Annotated in this window: 10 protein-coding genes and 1 pseudogene; 4 read left to right on the plus strand and 7 right to left on the minus strand. The window is 37.9% G+C overall.

Annotation, left to right across the window (positions count from 1 at the left end; genetic code table 11):
* The first annotated feature begins 153 nt into the window (after positions 1 to 153).
* Both KW850_RS22520 and KW850_RS22525 read left to right on the plus strand, forming a co-directional pair.
* On the plus strand, positions 154 to 1,311 hold the full coding sequence (locus tag KW850_RS22520) for a THUMP domain-containing class I SAM-dependent RNA methyltransferase (protein ID WP_218350000.1): 1,158 nt from the start codon (positions 154 to 156) through the stop codon (positions 1,309 to 1,311).
* Between the two features lie 54 nt (positions 1,312 to 1,365).
* Positions 1,366 to 3,291: an ATP-dependent DNA helicase gene (locus tag KW850_RS22525; protein ID WP_218350001.1), complete on the plus strand. Its 1,926-nt coding sequence runs from the start codon at positions 1,366 to 1,368 to the stop codon at positions 3,289 to 3,291.
* Between the two features lie 48 nt (positions 3,292 to 3,339).
* Here the strand turns inward: KW850_RS22525 and KW850_RS22530 are convergent, their stop codons facing one another.
* From KW850_RS22530 to KW850_RS22550, 5 genes are read right to left on the minus strand one after another with little or no spacing between them, the layout of a single operon-like run.
* Positions 3,340 to 3,639: a metal-sulfur cluster assembly factor gene (locus KW850_RS22530; RefSeq protein ID WP_218350002.1), complete on the minus strand. Its 300-nt coding sequence runs from the start codon at positions 3,637 to 3,639 to the stop codon at positions 3,340 to 3,342.
* A gap of 13 nt (positions 3,640 to 3,652) precedes the next feature.
* Positions 3,653 to 4,897 carry a hypothetical protein gene (locus tag KW850_RS22535; protein ID WP_218350003.1) on the minus strand — a complete coding sequence of 415 codons (1,245 nt, stop codon included), beginning with the start codon at positions 4,895 to 4,897 and terminating at the stop codon, positions 3,653 to 3,655.
* Between the two features lie 15 nt (positions 4,898 to 4,912).
* Positions 4,913 to 5,119, minus strand: coding sequence for a DUF2249 domain-containing protein (locus KW850_RS22540; RefSeq protein ID WP_218350004.1), 207 nt, complete (start codon positions 5,117 to 5,119; stop codon positions 4,913 to 4,915).
* An 18-nt stretch (positions 5,120 to 5,137) separates the two neighbouring features.
* Positions 5,138 to 5,371, minus strand: coding sequence for a DUF2249 domain-containing protein (locus KW850_RS22545; RefSeq protein WP_218350005.1), 234 nt, complete (start codon positions 5,369 to 5,371; stop codon positions 5,138 to 5,140).
* A gap of 41 nt (positions 5,372 to 5,412) precedes the next feature.
* Positions 5,413 to 6,105 carry a Crp/Fnr family transcriptional regulator gene (locus KW850_RS22550; RefSeq protein ID WP_218350006.1) on the minus strand — a complete coding sequence of 231 codons (693 nt, stop codon included), beginning with the start codon at positions 6,103 to 6,105 and terminating at the stop codon, positions 5,413 to 5,415.
* Between the two features lie 224 nt (positions 6,106 to 6,329).
* On the opposite strand from KW850_RS22550, the pseudogene KW850_RS22555 reads away from it, so the two are divergent.
* Together KW850_RS22555 and KW850_RS22560 are read left to right on the plus strand one after the other, a co-directional pair.
* Positions 6,330 to 8,688 (plus strand): annotated as a pseudogene (locus tag KW850_RS22555) (nitric-oxide reductase large subunit).
* Positions 8,689 to 8,985: 297 nt separating this feature from the next.
* The gene (locus tag KW850_RS22560) at positions 8,986 to 10,500 is read left to right on the plus strand and encodes a carboxypeptidase M32 (protein ID WP_218350007.1); all 1,515 of its coding nucleotides are present in this window, start codon (positions 8,986 to 8,988) and stop codon (positions 10,498 to 10,500) included.
* 56 nt (positions 10,501 to 10,556) lie between these two features.
* Here the strand turns inward: KW850_RS22560 and KW850_RS22565 are convergent, their stop codons facing one another.
* Positions 10,557 to 12,221 carry a b(o/a)3-type cytochrome-c oxidase subunit 1 gene (locus tag KW850_RS22565; protein WP_218350008.1) on the minus strand — a complete coding sequence of 555 codons (1,665 nt, stop codon included), beginning with the start codon at positions 12,219 to 12,221 and terminating at the stop codon, positions 10,557 to 10,559.
* The gene (locus KW850_RS22570) at positions 12,221 to 12,697 is read right to left on the minus strand and encodes a cytochrome c oxidase subunit II (protein WP_218350009.1); all 477 of its coding nucleotides are present in this window, start codon (positions 12,695 to 12,697) and stop codon (positions 12,221 to 12,223) included. The genes KW850_RS22565 and KW850_RS22570 overlap by 1 nt, the downstream gene beginning before the upstream one ends.
* Between the last annotated feature and the right edge of the window lie 12 nt (positions 12,698 to 12,709).

The raw sequence follows: 12,709 nt of genomic DNA on the forward strand, positions 1-12,709 counted from the left end.
TTAAACGGCTCTCCTAATAAGGAGGGCTTTTTATTATTCTTGATGAACAAATTGCATTTGATAACTACTTTTTGTCAATAATGAAAGCGAATTAAAGAATATTCATATTAACCAAAAACATACATACAAATGAAATGAATTAAGGGTGAAATAATGGGAAAATATCAATTAATAGCAACTGCTGCAATGGGGCTGGAGGCTTTAGTTGCCAAAGAAGTCCGTGCATTAGGATACGACTGTGAAGTGGAAAATGGAAAGGTCATTTATACAGGAGATGAAAATGCGATCGCCCGCAGCAATTTATGGCTGCGAACAGCGGACAGAATTAAGATAAAGGTTGGAGAATTTAAGGCCTATACCTTTGATGAACTATTTGAAAAAACGAAAGCACTCCCTTGGGAGAAATTCTTACCTGAGGATGCTGAATTTCCGGTTGTTGGTAAATCTGTAAAGTCAAAGCTCTTCAGTGTTTCTGATTGCCAGGCAATTGTTAAAAAAGCAGTAGTGGAGCGAATGAAACAACACTATAAGCGAAGTACGTGGTTTGAGGAAAATGGAGCTTTTTTTCGCATCGAAGTGGCGCTTCTGAAGGACGTTGCAACCATAACCATTGACACAAGCGGTCAAGGGCTCCATAAACGCGGCTATCGTGTCGACCAAGGTGAGGCACCCCTTAAGGAAACTCTAGCTGCAGCACTTGTTCTACTTACTAACTGGAAAGCAGACCGTCCATTTATCGACCCTTTCTGTGGATCTGGGACGATTCCGATTGAAGCAGCAATGATTGGTCAAAATATCGCTCCAGGCTTTAACCGGGAATTTGTATCTGAGCGTTGGGATTGGATCCCAGCGAAGGTTTGGGAAGACGCTAGAAATGAAGCGGAAGCCTTAGCAAATTACGATCAGCCCTTAGATATTTTAGGAACAGATATCGACCATAGAATGGTGAAAATTGCCCAGGATAATGCATTTGAAGCTGGATTTGCGGACCTAATCCATTTCAAGCAAATGCAGGTTAGAGATATTTCTACGAATAAGCAATACGGTGTTATCATCGGGAATCCTCCATATGGAGAAAGACTCGGGGATAAAAAAGCAGTCGAACATATGTATAAAGAAATGGGCCAGGCATTCGAAGCACTCGATACATGGTCAAAGTATATCTTAACTTCCAACGAGCAGTTCGAACAATTTTATGGTAAGCCCGCTACAAAAAAGCGAAAGCTCTTTAATGGCTTTATTCGTACGGATTTATATCAATATTGGGGAAAAAAACCTCCTCGTCAAAATGAACTAAATAAAGATGAATAAATCGAATTAACATTATTTTTGTTGTATCACATGAAAGTTTTTTGGGGAGGTACCATGCAAAAAAAACGTATGCCATTTGAGATTGCAAAAACTGAATCCTTTTATGATAAATTGGGTGAATGGATCGGTGACCTATTCTATGATATTTTACCTGAAGCTGGATTCGAACTAAGAGATGAACAGATTTACATGGCTTTTCAACTCGAAAATGCTTATAAAGATAAAAAAGTCATGTTTGCTGAAGCGGGCGTAGGAACGGGGAAAACAATTGTTTATTTACTGTACGCCATTATGTACGCCCGTTATACGAATCGGCCTGCTGTCATTGCTTGTGCAGATGAAACATTAATTGAGCAATTAGTTAAAAAAGAGGGAGATATCGCCAAGTTGGAAAAGGTTCTTGGACTAGATATCGATGTCCGCTTGGCTAAATCTCGAGATCAATACCTGTGTTTAAAAAAGCTAGATCAAACTAAGAGTAATGATTTTTCCGATGATATTTCAAGTATTTATGAAAACCTACCCGATTTTGTGCATTCGGTAGGTTCCATGCAAACCTTTGAAAGGTATGGGGACAGAAGGGATTACCCAACTTTATCGGATGAAAAATGGAATGAAGTAAGTTGGGATGCTGTCCAAGATTGTTTTTCTTGCGAAAAGCGTCACCGCTGTGGACTGACCTTACACCGTGAATATTACCGACACGCTACGGATTTAATCATCTGTTCACATGATTTTTACATGGAGCATATATGGACAAAGGAATCAAGAAAGCGTGAAGGACAGCTGCCATTATTACCTGAGCATTCTTCTGTTGTGTTTGACGAAGGCCACCTGCTTGAATATGCAGCACAGAAAGCCTTAAGCTACCGTTTTACGGATTATACCTTAGAAACATTACTTACAAGATTAATGGAAAATGAAGTCCGTGAAAAGACCTTGTATACGATTGAAGAGGCATTATTAGATAATGAGGCATTTTTCGATGTCATTTCACAATTCTCCTCACTTTCACAAGGGTCGGAAAAACAGATGATTACTAAGCATCCTTTGGTTTTGAAGACATGCAGGAAGTTACTAAACAAGCTTCAAACATTAGAGGAAGAATTGGTATTTGAAAGTGAACTATATGTCATTAATGAATATGATTTGAAAATTGTGGAGGAGTATCTGGAGCAAATCACCTATTCTTTATCACTTTTCCTTCAAGAGTTAAATGGAATTACTTGGTACGAGGAAAAAGGTGGAGAACGAACATTGGTTATTATGCCAAAAATGGTTGAGGAAGTAATGCGTGAAGAAGTCTTTACTCAGAAAAAACCATTTATTTTCTCGTCTGCAACGCTTGCAAATCAAAAATCATTTGACTATATTGCCACGAGTCTTGGGGTGGACGAATACTTATCATTCTCGGTGTCATCTCCATTTGATTATGATGATAAAATGGCTCTTTACCTGCCAACCTTTAAACATGCCGACATTGCAGCGAAAATGGATTATTTATTAAAGGGAATTCACCAATCTGAAGGACGAGCGCTCATTCTTCTCAATAATAAAGAAGAGTTAGCTCAACTTAAGAAGAAGTTTTCAGGAGAGGTCCCATATCCCATTTATTTTGAAGGCGATGAAGAAATCAGCACACTTGTCTCTAAATTTCAGAATGAGGAACATGCGATATTATGTTCCATTCATCTCTGGGAGGGTCTGGATATTCCGGGAAGATCACTTGAAAATGTGATGATATTTTCGCTTCCTTTTCCACCGAATGATCCGGTCTTTACTGCGAAAAAAGCTGGTGTTGATGACCCATTTGCAGAGGTAGACCTCCCGTATATGCTCCTTCGCTTACGTCAAGGTGTTGGACGCTTAATCAGAAGTGAAAAGGATCAGGGAGCCGTTCATATTCTATTAGACGAAGTTATTGATGCAAATGTTTTAGAGAATATTAAAGAAGTTTTACCAACACAAGCCAAATCATGATCAAATGAGCAAAGAGGAAGCACTATTCAGGGTGCTTCCTCTTTTATCTTATCTTCCTAATAATCTAAGACCTTCAGGGGTCATTTTGTCTGGAGACCATGCTGGTTCCCAGACAAGATTTACATCCACTTTTCTTATTTCTTCGATACCTTCCACACAGTATCGAACCCCGCTTGTTATGCTGTCATGGAGTGGGCAACCGGGTGTGGTTAACGTCATGGTTATAGAAACATCAGCTGATTCCGTAACTTCGATATTATATATCAACCCAAGGTCCACAACGTTTATGTTTAATTCTGGATCGTAGACACTTTTTAATGCAGTTAAGATTTTTTCTTTCATATTCATCATAAACACCTCACTATTTTTTTAAAACGCGAAGGATACTGATTGCAAACATAATAAATACCATGGAAAGGATGGACTGTCCGACATTAAACAGGACAGTAATATGAAAAGTTAAGGCGCAAAAGACCGCCAAAATTGCAATTATAAATAAAGAAAAAATAGGAGTAACAATTCTTTCATTCATCATCTCTTTTAATGATGGGAACTTGCTTTTCCCTATGTCCTTACTATATTTATAAGTCCACCAAAGAAAAGGTACAATTTTATATAGATAACTAATAATACTAAAGACAATCCAGAGTAATAAATAGGCATAAATAAGCGGCCCTAAAATAGTAGTGAATTGGTGTTTCCATAGCAGGATAAATGCGGCCAAATGAATTAAATTCCCTAACCCAATCGCAACTAATGCGAACGTAAACGGTTTATCTAATGTTTTCTTTAATCTTTTTTTGATAATAAGGCGAATATGCCAGCTGAAAATGGTAAAACCGATTAACAGGAATAAGAAACCGATTTTTAAAAGCAGACTATTATTTGTAAAGAAGGATATCATTGCTACGACAAGACCGGAAAAGTAAAAGGCAAAAACATATTTTGCTTGAACCATTGGAAAACCATGGGATAAGGAAAACATCGGCACCATCTTGTAAGAGAAACCGAAAATTAACAGTGTAAACCAGCCGGTAATCCCCATTAATAAATGGGCTTTAAAGATCGACTGATAATATTCCCCAGCAAACCCGGTTTTTAAGCAATAAATCAAGGTAATCCCTAAGGAAATTGTAATGAATAAACAAACTAAAGATGAACCAACAAACGCCGTAAGAATAGTTGGTTTGGCTTGCACTTTTAGGGTCATTAACATTTGGAATAAAAACATTAAGATCCCAAGCAGCATTAGGATTCCAGGGATCATTGCATTTTGCGGTGACCAATATAACATCCCTGAAAATGAAACGATTCCGACTGCTGTCACGAAGAATTGAATAAAACCAAATTTTTCATTCCATATTTTGGTTAGAAATGCAACTGGTACTAGCTGATACATCGCGCCCATCGCTGCCATTAAAGCCCAGCCTAGAACTAATAAATGGGCTGAAGACCAGATAACGGGGATTCTAAAATTCCCTGCTCCCATTAATTTTCCATTCACTAATAATAGAAATTGTGAAAGCACCAATGCTATTAAGCTAAACAAAATAAATGAAAATGGAAGTTTAATAGTTGTTTCACTTCCCATATTTTGAGGAAGCATGTTCATTCACCCCACTTACCGGAAGATTTCAATTTTAAAACTTCCGTCATTTTGTTGCTCTGTGCGCTGCTTGTAACCCAATTCCTCGAGTTGTTCATAAAGAAACATCGGTCTCCGATCATTAATGATGGTTAATGTTTCATTTTCTTCTAGGGTCTCCAAGGCTGCTAAGGTTCTCATCATTGGTTGTGGCGGTTCTAAACCGCGATTATCTAAGATCATGAATTTTCCCCGTCTTCCTTAAGCTTTCTTTGTGAATGTTACTTTCCAGTGCTTCTTATCAATTTCTTCTTCCACGTGCGTGAAGCCTTTTGCTTTTAATACCCCGAACAGTGGAACTGGTTTAAAAGGGGCATGAAGGATAAAAATATCATTATCCTTTATCTCCTTAATACCCTCCATAATTTTTTGAAAGGGTTCGATTTTATTCTTTAAATCCTCTCGTACATCAAGTTCAATAATTCTTTGCTCCATCGTATTACCACTCCTTTTAACTAATCGAATAAATTAATTTATTAATAGAATAATTCCTGTTGAAGTGCTTCTCGGTCAATTAGATAGAAACCATCCTCATTGAGGGTAACAAAGTTTTTCTTTTTCACTTGATTAATTGTTCTACTTACAGTCTCTCGTGAAGTACCAATCATATTGGCTAATTCACGATTGGTGAACTGTGTGGTGAGCCTATACCGGCCATCAACCATTTCACCGTTTGTTTGACAAAGCCGAATAAGCAATAAAATAATTTGTTCAAACGTATTGTGGAGAACTTGAGCTTCTAGCCTTCCTTGCAAATCTACTATTTTTTCACCCAATACTTTAAATAGCTTAATGCAAAGCTCTGGATAGGAAAGTAAGATTTCTTCAAACTTATCAATGGGGATGATGATTAGATTTGCATCCTCCATTACTTCTGCATGGGCTGGAAAATTTCCCTTTCTGAAAAATCCTGCATGAGGAAACATTTCACCAGGTTCAAGGACAGATATTAGTTGTTCTTTACCTGAATGATCTGTTTTGCATATCTTAATTTTTCCACTATGAATAAAGAAAACTCTGTCAAGTGGATCATCCTGCATAAAAACATACATCTTAAGTTTATAACACCGAGTTTGAGCAATCTTCACAATTGGTTCTAGTTCTTCTATAGTCAATTCTTTAAAGATTGGAACAACATATAACCTTTTCACTATGTCCCCTTGCTTCATTAACATCACCTTCGTATTAGTAATTCTGATTTAGTTAAATTGTAGCAGTCTTTACATTGCTATAATGTGACCTCCGTCATAGGAAACTAGTTTTTATGAAAATTATTCTCAGTATGGAAGGTAGTGTGGTAAATATCACAGGAAAAGGATGAAATGCTTCACTTTGTGTCGGTCTTGTGAAAGTTACAATACGAACTGTAATGAAACACGAGAGGATGATTGTCATGGAAATACAACGGGGGACATCACCAAAAAAAGTGGTGAAGACAAATAAAAATGTAATGCTGAAATCCATTTTAGTAATCACCATTTTACTCAGCTTCACCGTATTACTTGTTGGCGGCTATTGGATCTTTAAAGAACAGGCACCAAGACCGGTTGAGGTGACAAATGAAGAAGGAGACATTCTATTTACGAAAGATACCATTATGGGCGGTCAGGCCGTTTTTCAAAAGTACGGCTTAATGGATTATGGTACCGTTCTAGGACACGGTTCCTATATGGGTCCTGATTATACTGCGGAAGCTTTAAGGCTATATACAGAGGGAATGCAGGACTATAAAGCAAATGAACAATATAATAAAGATTTTGTTTCATTAAATGAAGATGAAAAATCAGTTATTAAAAATAAGGTAATAAAAGAAATGCGTAAAAATCGTTATGACTCAGATAGTGATACAATGAAGTTAACAAATGCACAAGCGTTTGGGCTTGAAAGAGTAAGAGAGTACTATAAAAAGGTATTCACTAAAGGTGACGGCTGGTTTAAAGGCAAACCTTATTAAGGAAGGGGACATGCCTAAAACAGATCGAGCCTATGTTGCTAAAGGTGATCAAATCACACAAATATCAGATTTCTTCTTCTGGACTGCCTGGCTTTCAAGTACTGTTCGTGAAGGCGATAAAATCACTTATACAAATAATTGGCCATATTATGAAGACGCGGGCAACCAATTATCTTTCTCAGCAATTTGGTGGAGCGGTGCCAGCATTACTTTATTTGTCTTAATGGTAGGAGTGATTCTGTTTGTTTTCTATCGTTATAATTTTGGAATGCAGGAAGCGTATAAAGAAGGTAAATTCCCACAAATTGATTTACGGAAAATGCCAGTGACAAGTTCACAGGTGAAAACAGGAAAATACTTTGTAATTGTTGCTGCTTTATTCTTTGTACAGTGTATGTTTGGGGCATTACTCGCACACTATTATATCGAACCAGATAGTTTCTTTGGAATAAAGTGGATTCACGATATTCTATTTAATATTTCAAAAGGCTATCATCTGCAACTTGCCATCTTCTGGATTGCTACGGCATGGCTTGGAATGGGAATATATGTTGCACCGCTTGTTGGAGGTTATGAACCTAAGAAACAAGGTTTATTAGTAGATATTTTATTCTGGGCACTAGTTGTTCTTGTTGTAGGAAGTATGGTTGGAGAATGGCTTTGTGCAAATGGTTACTTAGGAATCAAATGGTTCTTATTTGGACATACAGGCTGGGAATATATTGAACTTGGCCGGATCTGGCAGCTAATTCTAATCGTAGGTATGCTTATCTGGCTGTTTATCGTTTACCGAGGAATTAAAGCAGGTCTTAAGCGAGAAAATGATAAGGGTGGATTGATCCACCTATTATTCTACTCAGCTATTGCTGTGCCAGCATTCTATATCTTTGCACTGTTTATCAATCCAGGTACCAGCTTTACATTCGCTGATTACTGGCGCTGGTGGATTATCCACTTATGGGTAGAAGGTATTTTTGAAGTGTTTGCGGTGGTTGTTATTGGATTCTTATTGGTACAACTTGGTCTTGTAACGAAAAAATCAACAGTAAGACAACTCTATTTTCAACTGATTCTGCTCTTAGGCAGTGGAGTAATTGGAATCGGTCACCACTATTACTATAATGGTTCGGCAGAAGTATGGCTCGCCCTTGGTGCAGTTTTCTCTGCATTAGAAGTTATTCCATTAACTTTATTAATCCTTGAGGCATATGAGCAATACAAAATGATGCGCGAGGGTGGAGTGAATTTCCCTTACAAAGGAACATTCTGGTTCTTAATCTCTGTTGCCATCTGGAACTTAGTAGGTGCAGGTGCGCTTGGATTCTTGATTAACTTACCAGCAGTCAGCTATTTCGAACATGGTCAATTCTTAACACCAGCACACGGCCATGGATCGATGATGGGTGTATATGGGATGTTCGCATGTGCAGTACTCCTATACTCATTGAGAAACATTGTTAAACCAGAGGCTTGGAATGATAAATGGATTAAAATAAGCTGTATCTTGTTAAACGTTGGACTCGCCGGAATGGTTTTCCTATCCTTGCTTCCTGTTGGAATTATTCAAATAAAAGAAGCATTTAATCATGGATATGCAGCTTCACGTTCAGCATCATTCCTACAAAAGGATATAGTTGAAACATTATTAACTTGGCGCGCGGTGCCTGACACCATTTTCTTAATCGGCGTCGTCATATTGCTGGTATTCTGTATTAAAGCAATCTTTCATTTACGAAAGCCAACCCACAAAGAAGGAGAAAAACTTCCAGTTAAAGATTTATCAATAGATGAAAATTAATCTTCATGAATCCGCAAAGGTTAGCTTTGCGGATTTTCCTTGTCCACTCTCAAACTTTCGTGGCATTCGAAACAATAAAGCTCTTTCTGCTCGGTATGGACTCCATTAAAAAAGCCATCCAAACAATAAAGATCTTTACAGCAGTTTGTGCACTGTCCAATGAGCTCCTTCATTTGTCATGCCTCCTCTAAAAAAGTAATCATTCTTATCGTACATTTTATCACTTGCGAACCGACATTTACCTATTTTTCTGAATAATGTGCTAAAATTTAATGATGATGAGTAGGGGGGAACGAGATGAATATGGGACTATTAGAAAAAGAGTTTTTGGAATATGTTAAAAAAATGTCTGCGTACAATGAAGCATTAGGATTAATTTATTGGGATTTAAGAACAGGAGCACCAAAACAAGGGGTGGAACAACGATCCGAAGTAATTGGATTGCTTTCATCCGAAGTATTTAAAATGTCTACCTCCGAGGAAATGGCCGCTTTTATAGCAAATTTATCAAAACAGCCACTCGCTGAAAAAGCTAAGAAAATCCTCGAGGAATGCAAAAAAGAATATGAACGAAATAAAAAGATCCCCGCTGAAGAATATAAAGAGTTTGTTATTCTCCAATCTAAGGCTGAAAGTGTTTGGGAGGAAGCAAAGGAAAAGTCGGATTTTTCCCTGTTTAGTCCGTACTTAGAAAAACTGGTTGAAAAGACAAAAAGCTTCGTTAGCTATTGGGGGCATGAACAGAATAAATATGATGTGTTATTAGATATGTACGAACCAGGCATGACAATGAAAGTATTAGATCAAGTATTTGGGGAACTAAGAGAGAAAATAGTACCTTTGGTTAAACAAGTTTCAGAGTCTACACACAAGCCTAAAACGGACTTTTTGTTTAAAAGGATTCCAAAAGAAAAACAACGGGAATTAAGTTTGAAAATCCTCGAAAAAATGGGCTATAATCTCAAAGCAGGCAGACTGGATGAAACTGTTCATCCCTTTGCAACTGGATTAAACCCTGGCGATGTCCGTGTTACCACAAATTATAATGAAAACGACTTCCGAACCGCCGTATTTGGTACGATTCATGAGGGCGGTCACGCCTTATATGAACAAAATATTTCAACGGACTTAATTGGAACACCACTTTGCTCGGGAACCTCGATGGGGATTCATGAATCACAGTCCCTTTTTTATGAGAATATTCTAGGACGGAGCTTTTCGTTTTGGAAACATAATTACCAACTTCTGAAAGAATATGCAACTGGACAATTTGATGAAGTAGAAATTAAAGATTTTTATCGCGCGATTAATGAATCAAAACCATCGTTTATTCGAATTGAAGCGGATGAATTAACATACGTGCTCCATATTATTATCCGTTATGAAATTGAAAAAGGGTTATTTAATGATGAAATTGATGTGAAAGACTTACCAACAATTTGGAATGATAAATATGAAAAATATTTAGGCATTCGTCCAGAAAACGATGCAATGGGTGTCCTTCAAGATGTGCATTGGGCAGGGGGCAGCTTTGGGTATTTTCCATCCTATGCCTTAGGTTATATGTATGCAGCCCAATTTAAGCATAAAATGCTCGAAGATTTTCCAAATTTCAATCAATTAGTTGAGGAAGGTAACCTTTTGCCAATAAAAGAATGGCTGACAGAAAAAATCCATCAGTACGGAAAAATGAAGAAACCGCTTGAAATCTTACAGGATGTCACAGGAGAAGGCCTAAATCCCCAATATTTAATTGACTATTTATATGAGAAGTTTGGAAAGGTTTATTCCTTAAATAAAGCAGGGAAATGATACAAAAAAAGGCTTCAATCGATGAGATTGAAGTCTTTTCCTTATAACATCTACAATCATTTACTCCAAGTTTGGAATCCTTTTGAGCCTGGAGGTGAATTTTGGATAATATCGATAAATGGAATCGTGTAAGCGAAAAGAATAAGGGCTGCAGCAATCCCTAGCCATAATTTCCAGTTTTCAAATACCATTGGTGCCTTTTCTTCAAGATTCTCAGCTACTGCAACAGGGAATTCCTCTTCCCCTTTAGGAGCAAAGAAAGCAAGATTAATGAAAATGATAAGCACAAGAATTATTCCTAAGAACAAAATGGATCCACCAACTGCCTGAGCAATCTGATAAGGAATCCATTCTGCTGCTTGCTTGGCACCGCCATAAGTAGAGAAAGCTGAACGTCTAGGTCCGCCTAGAAGACCTTGGAAGTGCATTGCACCGGACATGAAGGCCATTCCGATAAACCATACCCATGCCTGGATAATCCCTAATTTATTCATAGCCTTTGTTAATTTGCGGCCAGTTAAATGTGGAACAAGCCAATAAGAAATTCCAAAGAACGTTAAAACAACAGATGTTGCAGCCGTTAAATGGAAGTGACCTGTAACCCAAATGGTATTATGAACTACTTGGTCCATTTGGTTGGATGCATTAATGATACCTCCTGCTCCAGCAGGGATAAATGAAGCCATACCGATGAATGGGACGGTAAATCGAGCATCATTCCAAGGAAGGACTTTAAACCAGCCAAAAAGCCCTTTTGCACCTTTTGAACGTCCATATCTTTCAAATGTAGCAAATAACGAGAAGGCCGTCATTAATGATGGAATAATAACCATGAATGTTAAGATAACCTGTAAGAACTTCCAGGCAGGATCAATACCTGGTTCAGTTAACTGGTGGTGGAAACCAACCGGAATCGAAAAGAGCAGGAACAAAATAAAGGACAAACGAGCTAGTGAATCTGAGAAAATTTTTCCGCCGATAATTTTAGGGATAATCGCATACCAGCACATATAGGCAGGTAACAACCAGAAATAAACAAGTGGATGACCAAAATACCAAAATAAAGTCCGGCTTACTAATACATCAACAGTATCAACAAATCCTAACGACCAAGGGAGTAATTGGAATAATACCGTTGCTGCAACACCAAGCGTAGCAATAATCCACATAACTGTATTTATTACAGCCATAAAACTCAATAATGGACTAGGCTGTCCTGGGTTGTTTTTCCGCCATTTTGCATAAGTCATGATTTGGGCCGAACCATCAATCCAGCTTCCGATCACAACAAAAGTTAACCCTAAGTAAAAAATCCAATGTGCTTTAAGTGGTGCATAAAAAGTATAAAGAACGGAAGCTTCCTTCAGTAAAACCATGGTTGCCGCCATTATGGTTCCTGCTAACATGATCCAAAAACCAATCCAGCCAGCACGGCGTGCAGTATTTGAATGACCGCCAGTAGTTCTGCTTACGGCAGCATATTGAAATCCCATAATAAAAAATGTCGTTAAAACCAATCCCATTAACACACCATGGACGGTTAAGATTTGGTAATAATCAATCCCCCATGGAAGTTCCCATTTACCGGAACGGACAAGGGTTTGTAAAAGCCCCATTAAACCTCCTAGAGCAAGAGCAGCGAAGGCGACAAAAAAGTGTGCCATGGAAAGCTTTGCATCACGCGGGTCCACTTTTACTTTTGCAACTGTTGAGTTAACCATTATTTTTTCACCTCGATCATCGAACTCATTAGATGGTGTCCAGCACCACAATATTCATTACAAACAATTAAATATTCGCCTGTCTTATCTAATGTTGTAGTATATTCACTGACATAGCCAGGTTCAAGCATCATGTTAATATTTGTTCCAGCAACCTCAAAGCCATGGACAACGTCTTTTGTTGTCGCAATAACTTTCACCTTTGCTCCTAGTGGAACTTCCACTTTTACAGGATTATAGGAGAAGGCGGAAGCAACATATACTAACTCATAGTCCCAATCTTTCCCATCAACTTTATGTAATCCAGGCTTATCAAATGGTTTCGTTTGATCAACTTTATCGACATTTATGGTAGTTAAACAACTTGGCGGTTTGTTGCCAAGATAGAATGCGCTTACACCTACAACTGTTAAGAAAACTACCAACGCACCAATTCCGAATGATAGCCAAATTTTTTCGAATTTATGCATGTGCATAATCTTTTCCCC

This window comes from Bacillus sp. sid0103 (assembly GCF_019219025.1).

Excerpts from the sequence above, each read along its gene's own strand:
- KW850_RS22520 (WP_218350000.1), top strand. The coding sequence starts at position 154 with ATGGGAAAATATCAATTAATAGCAACTGCTGCAATGGGGCTGGAGGCT.
- KW850_RS22525 (WP_218350001.1), top strand. The coding sequence starts at position 1,366 with ATGCAAAAAAAACGTATGCCATTTGAGATTGCAAAAACTGAATCCTTT.
- KW850_RS22530 (WP_218350002.1), bottom strand. The coding sequence starts at position 3,639 with ATGAATATGAAAGAAAAAATCTTAACTGCATTAAAAAGTGTCTACGAT.
- KW850_RS22535 (WP_218350003.1), bottom strand. The coding sequence starts at position 4,897 with ATGCTTCCTCAAAATATGGGAAGTGAAACAACTATTAAACTTCCATTT.
- KW850_RS22540 (WP_218350004.1), bottom strand. The coding sequence starts at position 5,119 with ATGATCTTAGATAATCGCGGTTTAGAACCGCCACAACCAATGATGAGA.
- KW850_RS22545 (WP_218350005.1), bottom strand. The coding sequence starts at position 5,371 with ATGGAGCAAAGAATTATTGAACTTGATGTACGAGAGGATTTAAAGAAT.
- KW850_RS22550 (WP_218350006.1), bottom strand. The coding sequence starts at position 6,105 with ATGAAGCAAGGGGACATAGTGAAAAGGTTATATGTTGTTCCAATCTTT.
- KW850_RS22560 (WP_218350007.1), top strand. The coding sequence starts at position 8,986 with ATGAATATGGGACTATTAGAAAAAGAGTTTTTGGAATATGTTAAAAAA.
- KW850_RS22565 (WP_218350008.1), bottom strand. The coding sequence starts at position 12,221 with ATGGTTAACTCAACAGTTGCAAAAGTAAAAGTGGACCCGCGTGATGCA.
- KW850_RS22570 (WP_218350009.1), bottom strand. The coding sequence starts at position 12,697 with ATGCACATGCATAAATTCGAAAAAATTTGGCTATCATTCGGAATTGGT.